Genomic DNA, 19002 nt, shown 5'->3' with positions numbered 1-19002 from the left:
GTGCGGCGCAGGGCAGAGAAGTCGGGTCAGCGAGAAGAACGGGCGGCCGCGCGGGTGAACGGCGCGGTGATGAGTGCCCAGACCCCGGCCAGCAGCAGGGCCGCGACCACCAGGTAGAGCGGCCAGGGTCCGAAGAGGTCAAGGACCGAGCCGCCGGGCTTGGCGTTGAGGAACCCGTAGTTGGCGTGCGCCAACGCGTTGAACATCAACATGACCACCGCCCAGACCGCGGTCGCCGCCAGGGTCAGCCGGTAGCCGTGCCAGTCGGGCCGGATGCCGGCGCCCCAGGTGAGGTGGACCGCGGCCCACATGGTGAACAGGTGGATCCCCCAGAACATCAGGAACTGCCAGTCCGGGAAGTCCGGGCCGCGGTAGGCCGGGGTGAGCAGGGCCTGTGCCGTCAGTGTCAGACCCCAGTAGTAGGTCAGGGCCGTCGCCGCCGGGCTGTGCGTCCACAGCGCGCAGACCGCGGCGATCAGGGCCAGATCGCACAGTTGCAGCGGGAGGGAGTAGGCGATGTCCCACTGCCCCGGCAGCATCGTGTGGATCTGGAACGGCATCTGCACCGCGACGATCACCACCGCGAGCACGCGACTGGTCCACGCCGTGCGGAAGACGAGCAGCAGCGCGGACACCGCCACGAACACCACGGCGACGATGCCGTGCGAGAAGCCGTACGGCTCGAACACCCGACCACTCTAGTCCGGGTGGCCGCGGCGCGGACTGCCGCCGCGGCCACCGGGGAGCAGGGTCAACGGCCCACCTGGCCTTCCTTGGTCGAGATCGGGTCACGCGGTCCGAGCACGTGCGGGCCGCGGTCCGGGGCGCGCCAGTCCAGCGCGGGCGGGTCGATCCGCTGCGCGCCACTGCGGCCCGGTTCGAAGGGGTCCACCCACGAGCGGATGTGGTAGTCCGACGAGGACCACGGCGGCGATCCCGGCAGCGGCTCCAGGGTGATGGCCAGCGTCCGCTTCCCCGCGCTGAACCGCGACGGGATCATGAACGTGTCCTGCAGCCACCGTTGGAACATGTTGCCCGAGGACATCAGCCAGACCCCGACGACCTGCCCGTCGACCAGCACGCGTGCCTGCTGGTACGAGCGGACCTGGTCGGCGGTGCGGATGATCTGCACACCGGAGTTGTTCTGGTCCACCGCCACGGTGAAGGTGATCGGCCCGGTGGCCTCGGTGACCCGGCCGCTGGCGGTCGCGTGGTCGTCGTCGCCCTCGAACACCGATGTCAGCTGCCCGGAGGTCTCCCCGACCGCGCGGTAGCCGTGCTGGTCCCTGCTGGCCTGGTCGGTCGGGTTGAGCCCGTCCGTGCTGCGCAGGGCCCACCGCGGCTGGCCGTACCAGTACGCCGTGGAGCTGTAGTCCGCGGCGACGTCGGCGACCGGCCCGTGCTCGATCCCGAAGCGCAGCCCCGTGTTGAACGGGATCGCGTCCGGCACCATCAGCCGGTAGGCGCCGGTGCAGTCGTAGACGCAGCCGTCCCGCCCGACCTCGTGCGCCGGGTAGCCCGCCAACGGCATCGCGAACGATCCCGTGCGGAAGTACCACCCGGACTCGTAGAAGTCCTCGGTGCCGGTTCCGTGCTGGATCGGCGTCAGCAGGCCGTCGGCGTAGACGCGCTCGTCGCCTTCCAGGTAGAGCCGGGGAACCTCGGCGCTGAGCGGGATCCGGCCGCGCATGGAGTGCGTGACCCCGTAGAACACCCCGCGGCCCGGCGTGTCCACGAAGATCCAGTCCTTCGCGTGCGCGGTCGGCCCGTGCCGGTGCGTCGCGTTGAAGTAGCCCAGTGAACCGTTGGGGCGCAAGCGGTCCCGGATGGAGCCGTCGGCCGCCCAGGTCAGCTCCACCGAAGCGTCGGAGATCCGCACGCCGCTGGAGTTGACGATCTCCACCACCGCCCGCTCGGCGAAGGGCATCGGCCACCACGAGGTGTACCAACCGTCCCTGGTGGCGTCCATGGAGAACATCAGCGACCGCGTGTCGTACTCACCGAGGCCCGAACCGAAGAACTCCCCGATCGGAGCGTCCACGGTGGTCCGCCCGTCGAAGGAGATCCGCAGCCGCGCACCGGCGAGCACCGCGTCGGAGGCGGAGATCTGCCCGGCGTCGAAGGGGTAGTTGAAGTAGTGCCGCCCCTGCCACTTCTGCTGCGTGACGCGGTAGCCGTGGGTCAGCTCCTCGCCGGGACGGTCCGGGCCCACGTCCATCACGTCGGTGCGCACCCAGGTCCCGTTCACCAGGCTGTGCACGTCGTAGCGGAACTCGTTGAAGTCCAAGGACGACGAGACGAACTGGTTGCGGATGTTCAGCCGTGACTTGCCCGAGGTGAACTGGGACGGGATGTCGATCGACTGGTCCGCCCAGAGGGTCGGCCGCGCCTTCGGACCGTGGAACCAGTCGGCGACGAAGGCGTTGTCCACCAGCAACCTCGCCCGCTGTCCCTCGATGTGCGGGTCGAACCGGCGGGTCAGCCGCACGCCCTGGTTGCGCGGGTCCACCGCGACCCGGAAGGCGCTCTCGCCGCCCGCGCCGAAGGCCCTGCCGTCGTCGTTGACGTGCGGACTGGCCTGCACCTGCGGCAGCCGCACCTTCAGCTGGGTGATCTGCGCGGACCCGGTCAGCTCGGCCACCCGCGCGGTCGCGCCCGGGTTGATGTCCGCGGTGGAGCGGTTGGTGGTCGCGTTCCACTTGCCGGGCTTGGGATCGGCGAGGCCGAACGCGCGCAGCTTCGCGATCACGTCGTTGGCTTGGTCGGACCGGTTGAAGGTGGACACCCCGTCGACGTCGGCGAAGGTGCGGTACACCACGTGCTGGAACAACGGGTTGTTCTGCGTGGTGATCCGCATCGACTGCCGGTAGGGCATGGGCACCTTGATGACCACGCCGCCGGAGGTGTCCTCGCGGTTGGCCACCAGCGGCCAGACGAACGGCGCGCCGAGCTTGCCGTCCACCACGTCCTGCAGCGGCGCGTCCAGCACGGTTCCGCCGTCCAGCTCGATCCGGATCCAGCCGGTGCGCGCCACCACGCCGTCGTCCCGGGTGAACCAGATCGACTCGATCTCACCGGGGCCGGTGCGCTCGGCGATGACGCAGTTGGGGCCGATCATGCGCAGGCAGGAGAACTGCCCGTCGAACCCGTCGTTGTTGCGCCCGGTCCGGTCGTAGCCGGAGAACTGCCGGGTGTCCACCTGACCGCGCAGCGTGCCGACCGAGTCGAGCTGGCGGTAGGTGGCCCAGCCGACCGGCCCCTTGCCCGTGGGCAAGGCCGAAACGGCCGGCGGCTGGGCCTGTGCGGGGGTCACCGCGGTGCCCGCGAAGGACAGCGCCGCGACCGAGGCCAGTGACATGAGGAGCCGGAGTGTCCGGTGCCGTCCCTTGCGGTGTTTTCCCTTCGGGGAACCACCCGGCCGCGTGGGATCGACGTGGTTGACGTGTCTGCGCATGATCCGCCCCCTCACTGGCGAATGTCCGCTTAGGACATAGGGCAGGGACTAACCGTTCGCCTCCCGGTACACCCGCTCGGCGTTCTCCTTGGTGATCAACTGCGTCGGCAGGGTCTGCTTCTTCTCGACTTGCTTGCAGTCCACCAGGAGAGTCTTGGCGGCAGCGATGGCTTCCTTGCCGCCGGTGGGGTAGGTGAACGTAGCCGAGATCCGGCCCTGCTCAACGGCTTTCACCCCACCGGATGGAATCGGCAGGGCGTCGATGCCGATGAACTTGATCTTCGATTCCCGTCCGGCGGCCTTCGCGGCCAGGTAGGCGCCCTCGGCCATCGGGTCGTTGTGCGCGTACACCACGTCGACCTCGGGGTTGGCCTTCAGGATCGCGTCCAGCTGCTGCTGGCCCTTCTCCCGCAGCCAGTCCCCGACACCGGTCGCCACGACCTGGACCTTGGTGCCCAGCGTCTCGTGGAAGCCCTCGCTGCGCTCCTGCGCGGGCGTGGAGCCCGGCAGGCCCTTCAGCTCGACCAGCTTGCCGCCTCCTGGCAACAGCTTCTCCGCCACGTACTTGCCCGCCTGGCGGCCGATGTCGCGGTTGTCCGCGCCGATGAAGCTCGTGTAGGAGTCGCCGTCGACCTTGCGGTCCAGCACCAGGACGGGGATGCCCTTGTCGTAGGCCTTCTTCACCACCGCGGTCAGCGGGGTCGCCTCGTTCGGGCTGATGATCAGCAGGTTGACCTGCTGGGTCAGGAAGTTCTCCACGTCGGAGACCTGTTTGGCGTTGTCCTGCGCGGCGTCGGCGAACTTCACCTCGAACTGCGGCACCTTCGCCGCGGCGGCGCGGATGTCGTCGTCCATCCGCTGCCGGTACGGCTCGGCAACGTTGGCCTGGCTCATCCCGATGACGTACTTGCCGCCAGGCCCCTCGCACTTGGCCTGGGTCGCCGGGCCGCCCTTGCCGCTGTTCTGACTCGTCGTGCCACAAGCGGTGACCGCGAGCATCAAGCAGGCGGTGGCTGTGATAGTCCTTCTCACGTCGAAAGTCCCTTTCCGCGGGCGGTTCATGACGCGGGCCGCAGTCGTTGCAAGGCGGCCGCCGCCACGATCACCAGACCCTTGATCAGGAGTTGCACGTTGGCGTCGATGTTGTTCAACGCCAGGATGTTGTTCAGCACGCCCAGCAGCAGCGCACCGGTCACGGTGCCCACCACGGAGCCCCGGCCGCCGGTGAGCGCGGTCCCGCCGATCACCACGGCGGCGATCGCGTCGAGCTCGTAGCCCGCACCGTCGTTGGGGCTGCCCTGGTTGAGCTGCCCGGCATGCACGATCCCGGCCAGCGCGGCCAGCAGACCCGAGATGCCGAACACGATGATCTTCACGCGGTTCACCGGGACACCGGAGAGCCGCGCCGCCTTCTCGTTGCCGCCCACCGCGTACAGGTGCCGGGCGAACGCGCTGGTGCGCAGGAACAGGACGGCCAGCACCGCGAGCCCGGCGAAGATCAGCGCCGGGATCGGCACCACGCCGCCGAAGGTGCGCTCCCCCAGCAGGGAGAACGTCACCGGCGCCTCGTTCGGCCCGTCGCCGTAGGCGATCGCCACGCCCTGGCCGTCGGACCAGATCCGCGCCAGCCCCCTGGCTATCTGCAGGCCCGCGAGGGTCACGATGAACGCCTGGATGCCGAACAGCGCGCTCGCCATTCCCTGCAGCAGACCGAAGACCAGGCCCACCGCCAGCACGATCAGCACCGCGGGGAACACCCCGAGGTCGTCGTGCACCAGCAGCACCGCCGAGCCCACCGCGGACAACCCGAGCACCGCGCCGACCGAGAGGTCGATGCCGCCGACCAGGATCACGAAGGTCATCCCGATCGCGATGATGCCGATCTCGGAGACCGCGCGCACCACGTTGAACAGGTTGTCACTGGTGAGGAACAGGATCTCGCCATTGCGCCTCGGCGAGAACACGATCGCGGCGACGAAGACGGCGATCAGCCCGAAGAAGCTCTGGAAGGAGAACAGCGTCTCCCGCCAGTCCGTCCGGCGCCTGCTGTTCACCGTCACGTCGGAGTCCGTGCTCATCGCGCACCTCCCGCCGCGGTCTCACCCATGGTGGCGGCGAGCAGGTCCGCCTCCTCGATCTCACTGGTGCGCAGTTCCCGCACGTTCCGCCCTCCCCGGAGCACGACGACCCGGTCGCAGACGCCGATCAGCTCGGCCAGCTCCGAGGACGCCAGCAGCACCCCGATGCCCTGCCCGGCGATCTCGCTGAGCAGCTGGTAGATCTCCGCTTTGGCGTTGATGTCCACGCCGCGGGTCGGCTCGTCCAGCAGCAGCAGCTTCGGTCTGGTCAGCAGCATCCGGCCGAAGACCACCTTCTGCTGGTTCCCGCCGGAGAGCGTGCCGACCGGGTCGGCGAGCGAGGAGAGCTTGACCCGCAACCGTTTCGCGCTCTCCGCCGCGTTCGCCTGCTCCGCCCGCCGCGACACCACGACGCCCGCGATCCGCAGTTTGTCCACAATGGACACAACGGTGTTGGCGAGCACCGAGTGCTCCAGCACCAGACCGCTGATCCGCCGGTCCTCCGGCACGAACGCGATGCCCTTGGCCAGCGCGGCGCGCGGACCCCTCGGCCGCACGTCCACCCCGTCCAGCAGCACGCGACCGTCCCAGCGCCCCGCGGAACCCGCCCCGTACAACGTCTCCAGCAGTTCCGTGCGACCGGCGCCGAGCAACCCGGCCAGCCCGACGATCTCCCCGCGCCGCACCGTGAGGCTGATCCCCGCGGGCTCGTTGCGGCCGGACCGGGGCCTGCGCGGGTGCACGACCAGGTCCTCGACCCGCAGCAGCTCCTCGCCCGCTTCCCCGTGCGAGGTACGGAAGAGAGTGCGCACCGGGCGGCCGACCATCGCTTCGGCGGCCTGCTCCGCGGTCATCTGCCGCGCGTCGAACTCCTCGACGATCCGGCCGTTGCGCAGCACCGTGGCGCGGTCGGCGACGCGGCCGATCTCGTCCATCCGGTGCGAGATGTAGACGATGCCCGCGCCCTCGCGGCGCAGTTCGTCGATGACGGCGAACAACTGCTCGACCTCGGCGGTGGACAGCGCGGAGGTGGGCTCGTCCATGATGAGCACCTTGGCGTCCAGCGACAGCGCGCGGGCGATGGTCACCAGCTGCTGCTCGCCGACCCGCAGCTCGCCGACGGGACGGCGCGGGTCGAGCTCGATCCCGATGCGCCGCAACAGCGCCTGGGTCCAGACCCGCATCTGCTTGCCGTCGACGGTACCGATCCGCGTGCGCGGTTCCCTGCCCAGGTACAGGTTCTCCGCGATCGACAGCCCCGGCACCAGGTCCAGCTCCTGGTGGATCATGGCGATACCCGCGCGCTGCGCGTCGACCGGACCGCCGAAGCGCACCGGCGCGCCCTCGATCTCGATCTCCCCGGAGTAGTCGGTGACGTCCCCGGACAGGATCTTCATCAGGGTCGACTTGCCTGCGCCGTTCTCCCCGAGCAGTGCGTGCACCTCACCGGCGCGGATGTCGAAATCCACGTCCTGGCAGGCAAGAACGCCGCCGTAGCGCTTGCCGATGCCGGTCATCCGGACCAGCTTCGGTGCGTCGTTGGCCATACCCTGCTCCACCGGACGAAGTGAACGGGACGTTACGGGAAAACGATTACTGCGGACGCTATGACCGGCCCACCGGTGTGTCAAGCGTCACTCGGTCACAGCACGGGCACGACGCCCCTTTTCCACCGTTCGTCTCATCCGTCCCGCATCACCAGGACGTCCCCGTGCCCGCCGTAGCCGAGGACGCCCTCGGCGTACTGGGTGCCGTCGAAGGTCACCAGCCACCACCGCGTCCCCGTCGGCGTCGGCACCTCCACCAGCTGCGGGTGCGGGATGTTGGTGCGGTACGGAGCATCCAGCGAACCGAGGTGGTTCATGGTCTCCAGGTCGTAGACGCGGTACTCGCGGGCGTCGCCGTCGCTGGCGAAGAGGTACCACCGGTCACCGACCCGTTGGATGATCGTGCCCTCGGTCTGGTCCAGCGACGTGTCCGCGCGGCGCAACCGCAGGTCCTGGTGGTAGGTCCCGCCGGGCGGCCCGACCGCGAGCGCAGGGTGGAACTCGAACACCGGCGACTGCCGAGGGCTCTCGACGAAAGCCACGTGCCACCGGTCGCCGATCCTGGTGAGCGACGGGTCCCACGCGCTGACCGCGGTCGGCAGCGGGAAACGCGCGGTGCGCAGCACGTGCACACCCGACAGCACGTTCGCGGCGGTCTCCACGTGGCGCACGTGCACCCCGTTGAAAGCGAAGTCGCCCCAAGAGCTCATCGCCACGATGTACCGGTTTCTGCGCTCGTCGTACACGACCTGCCCGGCGTGGTCGCCGACGATCACCCCATCGCGTTGGAAGAACAGCTGCGAAACCTGCTCCAGCCGACGGGGGTTCGCGATGTCCATCGCCCACACACCCCAGTGCGCCTGCTGGAAAAATCCCAGACCAGCGCACGTGAAGGTGAAGTAGATCTTGTTGTCGCGGATCAGCGGCCTGCCCTCCGCGGTCTGCACGAGGTGCCCGTCGCGGAGCCCGGCCTGGCCGAAGTAGCCCGCGCGCACGCGCCCCAGGGTGGCCGTCCCCGAACCGCCGAAGGCGTAGCGCATCGTCCTGAGCCGGCCAGGAACGCGGAGATCGATCAGGCCCGACACGCCCTCGCGCTCGCTGACCAACGGCTCCCAACCGGTGCCCGTGTTGGTCGCGTCGACGAGCACGGTGACCGCGTTCTCGTTGAGCACGAAGGCCAATCGGAACGGCGCGCGCAACGGCGCCTGCTTCGCCGAGTCCACAATGGTCCGCCTGCCGCCGACCGTGACCTCGATCGTCGCAGAGCCGTCCGAGCTGTACCGGACGAGCACGGAGTTGGCCTGGTCCAGCGCCATCCCGGCCACCACGCTGGAGTCCGCCGCGAGCGAGCCGACCTCCACCAGCACCGAGCAGAACGGTGCGCGCGGGCCCGCCGAGGTGATCATCAGCGTGTCCCCCGCCAGCTGCACCGCGCCGTCGTCGCCGACCCGGCCGCCCCGCGCGGCCGTGCTCGCCCGGTCCCGCGCCGTGGCGGTGTCGAACTGCTCGAAGCCCGGTGCGATCAGGTCGAACGGCCGGAACTGGTCCGTGACGCGGAAACGCAGGTCCAGCGGTCCCCGTTCCGGGGCCGCCGTCGCGAGCGCGGGCGAACCGCCCACCACCGCGAGGGCCCCGAGGCCGCCGAGTCCCACGAGCACTCCGCGTCTGCTGAGCGCGGGTTCCTCCGGCATGACGCAGCCTCCTCCCGATCCCCGGCGGCGTTGCCGGGGAGTGAGGTCTGTTCCTCCCGGACTGCACCGGGCGGTTGGAAATCATGCAACCGCGCCCCGCCCGGCCAGGTCAACGCGTCCGATCGGGCACACCGGCCCCCGCCGTCACGCGATCATCCACAGTGGACACAGCGGGTGATCGTCCCGGCTCCCCCGCCCGGCGGCCACCCACCCCGAACAGACCATTGGGGACACTGAACGTCCCCGGCCCGCGCCCCCGGCGCCCTGCATGAGGATGACGCCGTGTCCCAACAGCCCAACCCTGCGCCCCACTCGAACCCGGCACCCCTCCCGCGGCCCGGGGCAGACCGAGCCGCCTGCCCGCACTACCTGGACTTCGCGCGCTTCGGCCCGCCACCGCCCGCCGTCCGCGACGCGGTGCTGGACGCGGTCCGCCTCTCCGCTACGGGCGCCCCCGGTGTCGTCGACGAGCTGCACGACCGCGAGACCACCGCGACCGGCATCGTGGCCGGGCTGACCGGCTTCGACCGGGAGGGCGTCACCCTGGTGCCGTCCACCAGCGCGGGGCTGTTCCACGTCGCGTTCGGCCTGAACGGCCCCGGTCGCGTCCTGGTGCCCCGGCACGACTTCCCCGCCAACGTCTACCCGTGGCTGCGCGCCCAGGAGCGCGGTGGCCTGACCGTCGACTTCCTCGACAACCCGGACGGCCACACCTCCCCGGAGCGCGTCGCCGCGGCACTGCGCCCGGACACCGTCGCCGTCACGGTCAGCGCCGTGGACTACCGCACCGGGCGCCGCGCGGACCTGCCCGCGCTGCGCGAGGTGGTCGGCGACCGGCTGCTCGTCGTCGACGCGATCCAGGGCTTCGGCGTCAGCGACCAGCCGTGGCGCCTCGCCGACGTCGTGGTGGCGGGCGGGCAGAAGTGGCTGCGCTCGGGCTGGGGCGCCGCGCTGTTCGCCGCGTCGCCCCGGGCGCTCGACCGGCTCTCCGACGGGCTCACCGGCTGGTCCGGGGTCGAGGACCGGGCCGTCTTCGACGCCACCGAGCACCCCGCGCTGGCCGACGCGGGCCGCATGACGATGACGATGCTCAACCCGCTGGCGGTCACCGGACTGCTCGCCTCGCTGCAGGAGCTGGAACGGGCGGGTCAGCGCACCGTCGCCAAGGCCGTCACCGCCAACGCCGACCTGCTGGTCGACCGCCTGCGCTCGGCGGGCGCCGACCTGCTCACCCCGGTCGAGCCGGAACACCGCGCCGGGATCGTCTCCGTCCACCTCGCCGACCCGCGGTGGTCAGCGGTCCCGGCACGGCTGCGCGAGCTGGGCGTGGTGGCGACCGCACGCCCCGGTTACCTCAGGTTGTCCGTGCACTCGGAAACCGCGTCGGAATCGATCGAGCTGGCGGCTTCGGCTCTTCGCGCATAGCCCACGGCACGAGTGGAGGACAACGGTCCACTCATCGGAATTGGTACGGAATTGCCGACCAGATTTCACCGGAAGCGGCAAACATGAATCGATCACCAAAAGACGAAGATCAACTTCTGTCGACATTATCAGCGGGGGTTGGGAACTCTCCACCCGCCGCCCGGCGACATAAACCAGGACACCGTTCCCGCCGTTTTCCCGCCCTGTTCGAGATCGAACACCGGATCACCGCCACCGGGCCGCAGCACGACGGCGGCGGGCGGGTCCAGCTCCACGTACCTGGTCAGCTCGGCGTGGCAGCCCAGCGGCAGCAGCCCCCGACCGGTGTAGGCAAGTGCCTGCCGCATCGCCTCGAACACCAGCATCCCCGGCACGTGGTCCAGCGGGTGGTCGAAGAGCACCGGGTGCCCCCGATCCACCCGCAGCAGCCAGGTCAGCGGGCCGGCACCCGGACTGAGCACGACGTCCGCCGCGCGCAGCCGGTTGACCCGGTGCGCCTCGACCGGGTGAAGGGTCGCGAGCTCGCCCGCCCCGCCCGGAGGCAGCGAGCGGGCCCGCAGGTTGCGGTAGACGGTCTCCGGCAGGCAGGTCATCTCGCCGAACCCCGACCCCAGCACCTCGCCGTCACGGGCCATCAGGGTGCGGATGCCCAGCTTGACCGCCCCGGTCGGGCGACGGCCGTGCACCTGGTAGGTGACGTCGATGGTCAGGTCCGCGGGCACCGGCTCGAGCCGCAGCAGCCTGGGGTCGACGTCGTAGCCGATGGCGTGCATGACGAAGTGGTGGCCGACCGGCACGTCGGCGCCCACGTGGGCGACCAGCAGCCCGGCCTGCCGCACGGTCTCCAGCACGAGCAGGGGATCGTGCGCCCCCGGCGGCACCGGACGGTAGAAACTATGGTCTCGGGGCCACTGAGCACCGATCATGTAGCGGTCCCCGGCCGTCCGGGCCCACCCGGTCAGCAGGACCTCGTGCACGGCGGCGCGGTGCACGAGCCTCCGGTCCACCGTGCTGTGGAATAGCGGACTGGGTGGATCTGGTATCGATTGGAGAACGCCACACCGACAACCGAGCACGTTCTGGGTGAAGGACGTCATAACTGTCATCGCTCCAGCACCTGGAGTCCCTGGCGGGGGACGCTTCCGGAGTTCGTTTAGCATACCGGCGGGTAGGTATGCGAGCTTTCCCCAATTAGCATGATGGAGAGCGCCAATGCGCAAAAAGGAACGGGCGGAGCTGACCCGGGCCAAGCTGATCAAAGCCGCGGCGACGACCTTCGACGACAAGGGCTTCCGGGGAACGAGCCTGCAGGACGTGTGCGAGGCCGCGGGCGTGACCAAGGGCGCCCTCTACTTCCACTTCCCGTCCAAGGACGCGCTGGCGCTGGCCGTCATCGAGGAGCACTACCGGGGCTGGCCGCCCTCGGTGGACAGCCTGCTGCTGACCAGTGACGGCCGCGCGCTCCAGGCGCTGGTGGACCTGTCCTTCCAGTTCGGCAGCCAGCTCGTCGGCGATCCGGTCATCCGGGCCGCGGTCCGCCTGGTCTTCGAGTCCGAGTTCGACGAGCCCGAGCCGCGCCGCGCCTTCTCCGGCTGGATCTCCGCGGTGAACACGCTGCTGGAGCAGGCCCGCGCGCAGGGCGACACCCGCGACGGACTCGACCTCACCGCCACCGCCGAGCTGCTCGTCGGCGTGTTCACGGGCAGTCAGCTGGTCGCCCAGTCACTGACCGGCCGCAAGGACATGATCGAGCGCATAAGGCACCTGTGGGTCTGCTTCCTGCCCGGCGTGCGCCCCGACGGCGCCCCCGCCGACCTGCGGCTGGAGCCTCTCGCGCTCGAGCGACCGAGGGTCGCCAGCCCTTCTCTGTAGAACCCGCCACGTTCTCGATCCGGGCACGTCCCGTTGCGATAACGAAGTCGTTCACTCACGCACGGTGATTGACACGGGACACGTCTTGGCGTTTGGATACCGGTTGGTCGGTATCTTTTGCGGCCAGGTCGCGTGGGACCGGATTCGCGTGGGAGAAGGTGAGCGATGTCGACGCGCAACGAGACGTTGACGCTGGTACGGCGCGCGAGTGGGGGCTCGCGGCGGAACGGGGGCTGGTCCCGGTGAGCCGCCCGACGGATGCGATGACGCGCAAGGACAACAACACCCCGGTGCTCGACGAGCCCGCGGTCTACCGCCTGCTGGTGCACCTGATCACGCACGGTCCGGTGGCCGTCTGCGTGCGCGACCCGGACGGCCGCTACCGCTGGGTGAACCAGGCGTACGCGGCGCTCTACGACCGCGCGGCCTCGGACATGATCGGCGCGCCGATGGACGAGTTCGGCCCGCGCGCCCTGGCGGGCGAGCAGCAGTGGCTGGACGCGGAGATGCTCACCAGGGCCTGCGAGACGACGATCATCCGGCCGCACCGGTTCGCGCTGCGGCTCAACAGCCGCCGCACCCGGCACGTGGCGGGATACCTCGCCGCGGTGCGCTCGCGCAACGGCCGGGCCTTCGTCGCCGGTTTCTACCTCGACCTCACCGAGCAGATGCGCGCCAAGCGCGAGCTGTTCCAGATGCGCGAGCGGCACCGCGCGGTCGCGGAGCGATCGACCATCCCGGTGCTGGTCTGCGATCCGGACGGCACGGTCAGCGACGCCAACCCGGCGCTGTGCGAGCTGCTCGGCCGCCAGCTGCACGACCTGCGCGGGGCGACCGCGGGCTCGCTGCTGTTCAACCGGAACAACCCCCAGTGCGGCGCGTGGTGGGGCGAACTGCTCGGCGGCAAGATCCCCAGCCACCGGGCCAGGGTGCTGCTGGACCGCAAGACCGAGGCCCCGGTCGAGGTCCGCTTCACCGCCTCGGTCTCGCGCAGCCCGGACGGCCAGCCCGCCTCGGTGGTCTTCGCCGTCGAGGCGGTGCGACAGATGCGCTGGGCCACCATGGCCGGGTCCACTCCGCTGCTGTCGGAGGTCCAGGCCCGGGTGCTGGAGCGGGTGGCGATCGGTGATTCCAACGCCGCCATCGGCCGCGCGCTGAACCTGTCCAGGCAGAGCATCGACTACCACCTCGCGGTCCTGCGCCGCCGCCTGCGGGCGCCCAGCCGTACCGCGCTGGTCTCGCACGCGTACGCGCTCGGGCTGCTCGACGCGGAGGAGTGGCCGCCGACCGTGCACGCCGCGGCGAGGCCCACCGAGCCCCGCTGACCACCACAGGACGACGCCGGTACCCGGTGCACGGGTACCGGCGTCGCACTGTCGGCCACCCGCCCACCGGCACGGCCGTCCGAAGTAATTCCCATTGAGGCGAACGGCCGCAATTCGCGCTCACCCCGGCGGCGGTTCTGGTGAGAGCGGCTCACAGAGCACGATTAGGGGATGCCAGGCCGAGGAATGGTCGGCCGTCCCGAGGCCGTCCTCTCGCCTGGCGCGCATTTCCACCAGGAGTCGTGCTCGGTGATTTCGGCAAAAATGCTGTCGGTATGCCACGTCTACGCCTTAATCAGGCCCACCACCTGCGTAGACGTTCACCGCCAGCCGGGAGGTGCCCGGATGGCCGCCACTACGGGCCCATCTTCCCGCAGAACCGCGGGACACATTTCCACAGTCTTGCGCACCACATTTCCGGGAACGACCACCCGGATAACCAGAAAACATCGTTGCGGTTTGCAAATCGCAGGCAGGGATAGTCCGCCGGAAATCGGCTCGCGCCCCGAGCGACGGGGCCGATGAGCCCGATCGCGGCGGCACTGGTCACCGGAGCCACGGACGGTATCGGCAAGGCGACCGCGCGGCGGCTGGCCGGACTGGTCGACATGCTGCTGATCCACGGCAAGCGCCCGGCCGCGCTGGAGGAACTGGCCAGGGAACTGGCCCCGGCGAACCCGGGCACCACCGTAGTCCCACTGCTGGCCGACTTCACCGATCTCGCCCAGGTGGACGCGCTGGCCGAGGCCGTGCTGGACCGGCTGGACACCCTCGACCTGCTGATCAACAACGCCGCCGTTCCCGGTGGCCAGCCCGGCACCACCAGCCGGGACGGCCACGAGCCCGCGTTCCAGGTCAACTACCTGGCCCCGGTCCTGCTGACCGCCCGGTTGTTCGAGGCGCTCGGCCGCGGAGAGGCCAGCAAGATCGTGAACCTGTCGTGCGCGCAGCACCGCTCGGTCCGCTTCGCCTGGCCGAACATGTGGCCCGCGGTGGCGCAGCACCCGAAGGTCGCCTATGCGCGGTCCAAGCTGGCCCTCGCGGTGCACACGTGCTCGCTGGCGGGCGCGCTGGACGGGACCGGGATGTCCGCGGTGAGCGTGGACCCCGGTGCGATCGAGACGAAGCTGCTGCGCGCCACGTTCGGCTTCTCCGGTGCGCCTCCGGCCGCCGGCGCCGACCACGTGCTGCACGCGGCGACCACGCGGCAGGACGTCAACGGCGTGTACTTCGAGGGCAAGCGGCGGGTACGACCGGCCCAGGACGCGCTGCGCCGGGACGCCCAGTTCCAGCTGGACGCGGTGACCATGCGGCTGCTGTCGCTGCGCCCGCCGTGGATGAGCTCGGCCTGACCGGCATCCGCCCCAGGCGTTGACCCGATCGCCCCGCCCGTGACCCCGGCACGAGGGCGTACAAAGAAGCCGTCGAGCCACCACGGGCGCTGACACCGAACCGGCCGCACCGGGGTCTTCTGGGAGGAGAACCCCCGTGCGGCCGGTTCACTTCTGTCCGGTGACCGGGCCCGGTCTAGCTCATGTGGCGTGGCGAGGGCGGGGGCAGCTCTTCCCGCTTCTTGTCCTTGTGGATCTTCTTCATCGCCTCGAACCAGGTCCGCGCGGGCACCTTGCCGCCGTAGATGTTGCCGCTGCGGCAGAGGTAGGGCTGGTTGCCGTCGCAGATCGGCCGCGGCGAGTCGCTGTCGCTGAAGGTCAGCACCGCGCCCGAGTACTGCGGGGTCGCGCCGAGGAAGCCCGCGGACTTGTGGTCCTGGGTGGTCCCGGTCTTGCCGAGCATCGGCCGGTCCCAGCCCGCGGCGCGCGCCGCGGCCGCGGAGGTTCCGGTGCCCTGGTCGTCCTTGCTCAGCGCCTGCACCATGCTGTTGGCCAGCTCGGGGCTGACCACCTGCTCGCACGGGGCTTCCTTCACCGGGACGGGCTTGCCGCTGCGGTCGAGGATCTGCTCGATCGGGCTCGGCGGGCACCAGACGCCGCCGGAGGTCAGCGTGGCGCCGACGTTGGCCAGCTCCAGCGGGCTGACCGGGGTGACACCGAGGGTGAACGAGCCGGAGTTGTCCTGCTTGATCAGCTGTTCCTGGGTCAGCTTGTACTGCCGGTTCTTGCTGTCCGGGTTCGGCTTGGTGCCCGCGTTGTTCACGCCCTGCATGCTCTGCCGCAGCCCGAGCTTGATCGACATGTCGACCACGTTGCCCAGCCCGGCGCGCTCCTCCAGCCAGATGAAGCCGGTGTTCGGCGAGGTCGCCAGGGCCTGCTGCAGCGACATCGCCTCGGGGTAGCCCTCACCGGCGTTCTTGACGGTGTAGCCGCGGCCGCCGTTCTTGTAGACCGTGGAGGTGTAGCTGCCGGGCGTCGGGATGCTGGTGTTGATGCCCGCCTTGCCCTCCTCCATGGCCGCGGCGGCGGTGAAGACCTTGAAGATCGAGCCCGCGCCGAAGCGGGCCACGTCGCTGGGCAGCCGGTAGGAGGTCTGGCCGAGGTCCTGCTTCGTGCCGTAGTCCCGGTTCGCCGCCAGCGCCACGACGCGGTGCTTGTCCTTGCCCGGCTGCACGACCGCGATCACGTTGGCGATGCCGTCGGTGGTCTTGGAGACCTCGCCCTCGGCCGCCGACTTCGCCGCCTCGGTGGCCACCGGGTCGAGCGTGGTCTTGATCGTGTAGCCGCCGCGCTTGATCTGCTCCAGCGGGATGCCCGCCTTCTGCAGGTAGTCGATCACGTAGGCGCAGAAGAAGCCGTTGACGTTGCCGCCGCCGGTGCCGACGCAGCCGTTGGACAGCGTGCGCAGCGGGTTCTGCGTGCCCAGCTCGGCCGCCTTGAGGTTGTCGATCTGCTGCTTGAGCTGGGCCGGGTCGGCGATCGGGAAGGCCTTGTTCTCGGCCATCTTGTCGATCACCCAGTTGCGCCGCTTGATCGCGCCCTCGGGGTTGTTCACCGGGTTGAGCCTGCTCGGCTGGTTGGCGAGGCCGGCGAGGAAGGCTGCCTGCGGGATGGTCAGGTCCTTCGGCGAGGTGTTGAAGTAGGTGCGGGCCGCGCTGGCCACGCCGTAGATCTGGCCGCCGAAGGGCACGATGTTGAGGTAGCGGGTGAGGATCTCGTCCTTGTTCTTGACCTCGCGCTCCAGCTGCAGCGCGATCCGCGCCTCGCGGAGCTTGCGCGCGATGCTGCGCTCGGTCGCCTTCTCCCGCTCGTCGTCGGTCTTGGCCACCACGTAGGCCAGGTAGTTCTTGACGTACTGCTGGGTCAGCGAGGAACCACCGCCGCCCTCGCCCTCCTGCACCACGTTGTCCACCGCGGCGCGGAAGATGCCCTGCCAGTCCACGCCGTTGTGGTCGTAGAACCGGCGGTCCTCGACCGCGACGATGGCGGCCTTCATGTTCGGCGAGATGTCCTCGCTGCGCACGATGGTGCGGTCCTGCTCGAACAGCGAGGCGATCACCTTGCCGTTCTTGTCGAGCACGGAGGTCACCTGCGGAGGGTCGACGCTGACCAGGTCGGCGGAGATCTGGTCAACGGATTCGCTGGCGCGGTTGGACATCAGGCCGACTCCCCCGACGACGGGGAACATCATCGCCGCGACCAGGACCCCGGCCACGACGCACAACCCGAGCAACTTCACCAGTCCCGTCACGCGGGCGGCAGACACTTCTCGACAACCCCTTCCACGACTTGCCTCTCCGGCTTCGCTTCCTCGCGCCCCGGAACGTGCTTGCAGAGTCGAGCATCAGCGAACGCGCCCGGTCCGGGCGGCGCGGATCGACTCTCCCCCACGTATAGGTCGCGGCAGGCGCCCCGGAGGTTGCCTCGGGAGGTCGACCAAGTTCTGCGGTCACCACACTAGGTCACGCCACCGGCAGGAGGCTGTCGGTGGTCACGGGCACAATCGCCGGTGTGCGGGTGGCGCTGGTGGGAACTGCGGACGGCGGTGGGCTGGTGTGCCCGCTCGCCGAGGACGGCTCGGCGGCCGGCCCGGTGCTGCGCGTGCCCGACCTGGTGGCCGCCGTGCGTGAGTGGGAACACACCGACCGGCCGCGCTGGGTGTGGGCGAGCACGGCCGAGATCTACCCGAAGCTGCTGGCCGCGGGCGCGCGGGTGGACCGCTGCCACGACGTGGAGCTGACCGAGGCGCTGCTGAGCGGGCACGCGGGCCGCTGGGGCGAGCCGAGGGGGCTCGGCGCGGCGCTGGCCCGGTTGCGCGGCTGGCCGGTGCCGCCGGACCCGCCCGCCAGGACCAAGGAGCTGCAGCCGACGCTGTTCGAGACCGGGGAGACGGCGCTGCCCGGCGGGGTCGACCCGATGGACGCGCTCCTGGAGGTCCACGCCGACCAGCAGCGGCGGATCGCCGGGGTGGCGCTGCCCGGGCGGTTCCGGCTGCTGGTGGCCGCGGAGTCGGCGGGGGCGCTGATCGCGGTGGAGATGGGCCGGACCGGCCTGCCGTGGCGCGCCGACGTGCACGACGCGCTGCTGCTGGAGATGCTCGGATCGCGCTCGGCCGCCGGTGCCCCGCCGCGCAGGCTCGGCGAGCTGGCGGAGCGGATCAGCCAGGCCTTCGGCGACCACAAGCTGCACCCGGACTCCCCCGCCGAGGTGCTGCGGGCGTTCGCCAGGGCGGGTTTCAAGCTCAGCTCGACCCGCTCGTGGGTGCTGCGCGGCGTGGACCACCCGGCGGTGCCGTTGTTGTTGGAGTACAAGGAGCTCTACCGCATCCACGTCGCGCACGGCTGGTCCTGGCTGGCCTCGTGGGTCCACGGTGGACGCTTCCGGCCGGAGTACGTGCCCGGCGGCGTGGTGTCCGGCCGCTGGGCCACCCGCGGCGGCGGAGCGCTGCAGATCCCCCGCAAGGTGCGCGGGGCGGTGATCGCCGACGAGGGGTGGAAACTGGTGGTGGCCGACGCCAGTCAGCTCGAACCCCGGGTGCTCGCGGCGATGGCGGCCGACCACCGGCTCGCCGCCGCGGCGGGAGACGGGGACCTGTACGCGGCGCTGGCCGCCGACGCCTTCGACGGGGACCGCGCGCGGGCGAAGCTGGGCATGCTCGGCGCGCTCTACGGCCAGACCTCGGGCGGTATCGGCCCGCTGCTGGCCACGCTGCGCCAGCGGTTCCCGGCCGCGATGGGCTACGTGGAGCACGCGGCGCAGCTCGGTGAGAGCGGCGCGCTGGTGCGGTCCTACCTCGGCCGGACCTGTCCGCCCGCCTCGGTGTCGGTGTCCCTGGAGGGCTCCGAACCCGCGTTCGAGGCGGCGGAGAGCCCGTCCGACGACCGCAAGGCCCTGTCCGCTGCGCGCGCCCGCGGCCGGTTCACCCGCAACTTCGTGGTGCAGGCGACCGCGGCGGAGTGGGCGCTGGCGATGCTGGCCAGCCTCCGCGCCACCCTGCACGACATGGGCGAGGCGGACCTGGTGTTCTTCCAGCACGACGAGGTGATCGTGCACTGCGCCGCGGGCAACGCCGACAAGGTGGTGACCGCCGTGCACGACGCGGCCGTCACCGCGACCCGCCTGCTCTTCGGCGACACCCCTGTCCGTTTCCCCCTCGAAGCCAAGATCGTCGACTGCTACGCCGACGCCAAGTGACCCCTCCCCGTCTCCCCTCCTCAAC

13 protein-coding genes are annotated in these 19002 nt (G+C 70.5%); 5 read left to right on the top strand and 8 right to left on the bottom strand.

Annotated features, from left to right (window positions below; genetic code table 11):
* Positions 1-26 precede the first annotated feature (26 nt).
* The 6 genes from BLT28_RS00305 to BLT28_RS00280 form a co-directional block, all read right to left on the bottom strand.
* Positions 27-689, bottom strand: coding sequence for a YwaF family protein (locus BLT28_RS00305; protein ID WP_030431895.1), 663 nt, complete (start codon positions 687-689; stop codon positions 27-29).
* 62 nt (positions 690-751) lie between these two features.
* The gene (locus tag BLT28_RS00300; protein WP_081900593.1) at positions 752-3454 is read right to left on the bottom strand and encodes a glycoside hydrolase family 172 protein; all 2703 of its coding nucleotides are present in this window, start codon (positions 3452-3454) and stop codon (positions 752-754) included.
* A 48-nt stretch (positions 3455-3502) separates the two neighbouring features.
* Positions 3503-4486: a substrate-binding domain-containing protein gene (locus BLT28_RS00295; RefSeq protein ID WP_043813136.1), complete on the bottom strand. Its 984-nt coding sequence runs from the start codon at positions 4484-4486 to the stop codon at positions 3503-3505.
* A gap of 26 nt (positions 4487-4512) precedes the next feature.
* Positions 4513-5532, bottom strand: a complete 1020-nt coding sequence (locus BLT28_RS00290) for an ABC transporter permease (protein WP_030431898.1) — start codon at positions 5530-5532, stop codon at positions 4513-4515.
* Complete coding sequence (locus BLT28_RS00285; protein WP_030431899.1) at positions 5529-7079, bottom strand: sugar ABC transporter ATP-binding protein; 1551 nt, start codon at positions 7077-7079, stop codon at positions 5529-5531. Before BLT28_RS00285 ends, BLT28_RS00290 begins: the two co-directional genes overlap by 4 nt.
* A gap of 134 nt (positions 7080-7213) precedes the next feature.
* Positions 7214-8770 carry a hypothetical protein gene (locus BLT28_RS00280; RefSeq protein ID WP_052407813.1) on the bottom strand — a complete coding sequence of 519 codons (1557 nt, stop codon included), beginning with the start codon at positions 8768-8770 and terminating at the stop codon, positions 7214-7216.
* Between the two features lie 282 nt (positions 8771-9052).
* On the opposite strand from BLT28_RS00280, the gene BLT28_RS00275 reads away from it, so the two are divergent.
* Entirely contained in the window at positions 9053-10195 is a 1143-nt protein-coding gene (locus BLT28_RS00275) for an aminotransferase class V-fold PLP-dependent enzyme (RefSeq protein ID WP_052407814.1), read from the top strand.
* A 128-nt stretch (positions 10196-10323) separates the two neighbouring features.
* On the opposite strand, the gene BLT28_RS00270 is transcribed toward BLT28_RS00275, so the two are convergent.
* Positions 10324-11202: a ScbA/BarX family gamma-butyrolactone biosynthesis protein gene (locus tag BLT28_RS00270; protein WP_052407815.1), complete on the bottom strand. Its 879-nt coding sequence runs from the start codon at positions 11200-11202 to the stop codon at positions 10324-10326.
* A 205-nt stretch (positions 11203-11407) separates the two neighbouring features.
* Between BLT28_RS00270 and BLT28_RS00265 the strand changes: the two genes are divergently transcribed.
* The 3 genes from BLT28_RS00265 (at position 11408) to BLT28_RS00255 (ending at position 14744) form a co-directional block, all read left to right on the top strand.
* Positions 11408-12067, top strand: coding sequence for a ScbR family autoregulator-binding transcription factor (locus BLT28_RS00265; RefSeq protein WP_030431903.1), 660 nt, complete (start codon positions 11408-11410; stop codon positions 12065-12067).
* Between the two features lie 242 nt (positions 12068-12309).
* Complete coding sequence (locus BLT28_RS00260) at positions 12310-13392, top strand: helix-turn-helix transcriptional regulator (protein WP_162184893.1); 1083 nt, start codon at positions 12310-12312, stop codon at positions 13390-13392.
* Between the two features lie 521 nt (positions 13393-13913).
* Positions 13914-14744 (top strand): SDR family NAD(P)-dependent oxidoreductase, encoded by an 831-nt coding sequence (locus BLT28_RS00255; protein ID WP_052407816.1) that lies wholly within the window; start codon positions 13914-13916, stop codon positions 14742-14744.
* Positions 14745-14919: 175 nt separating this feature from the next.
* Here BLT28_RS00255 and BLT28_RS00250 read toward each other — a convergent pair whose 3' ends face one another.
* On the bottom strand, positions 14920-17034 hold the full coding sequence (locus BLT28_RS00250; RefSeq protein WP_231950571.1) for a transglycosylase domain-containing protein: 2115 nt from the start codon (positions 17032-17034) through the stop codon (positions 14920-14922).
* Positions 17035-17270: 236 nt separating this feature from the next.
* Here BLT28_RS00250 and BLT28_RS00245 point away from each other — a divergent pair, with 236 nt between their 5' ends.
* Positions 17271-18977, top strand: coding sequence for a bifunctional 3'-5' exonuclease/DNA polymerase (locus tag BLT28_RS00245; protein WP_231950570.1), 1707 nt, complete (start codon positions 17271-17273; stop codon positions 18975-18977).
* Positions 18978-19002 lie beyond the last annotated feature (25 nt).

This window comes from Allokutzneria albata, assembly GCF_900103775.1.
Taxonomy (GTDB): domain Bacteria; phylum Actinomycetota; class Actinomycetes; order Mycobacteriales; family Pseudonocardiaceae; genus Allokutzneria; species Allokutzneria albata.
The sequence above is the reverse complement of the archived record's forward strand: the minus strand, read 5'-3'. Positions and strand labels throughout refer to the sequence as shown.

Bases quoted from the DNA above. Each gene is read 5' to 3' on its own strand.
- BLT28_RS00300 (WP_081900593.1), bottom strand. From the start codon at position 3,454: ATGCGCAGACACGTCAACCACGTCGATCCCACGCGGCCGGGTGGTTCC.
- BLT28_RS00290 (WP_030431898.1), bottom strand. From the start codon at position 5,532: ATGAGCACGGACTCCGACGTGACGGTGAACAGCAGGCGCCGGACGGAC.
- BLT28_RS00285 (WP_030431899.1), bottom strand. From the start codon at position 7,079: ATGGCCAACGACGCACCGAAGCTGGTCCGGATGACCGGCATCGGCAAG.
- BLT28_RS00280 (WP_052407813.1), bottom strand. From the start codon at position 8,770: ATGCCGGAGGAACCCGCGCTCAGCAGACGCGGAGTGCTCGTGGGACTC.
- BLT28_RS00265 (WP_030431903.1), top strand. From the start codon at position 11,408: ATGCGCAAAAAGGAACGGGCGGAGCTGACCCGGGCCAAGCTGATCAAA.
- BLT28_RS00255 (WP_052407816.1), top strand. From the start codon at position 13,914: ATGAGCCCGATCGCGGCGGCACTGGTCACCGGAGCCACGGACGGTATC.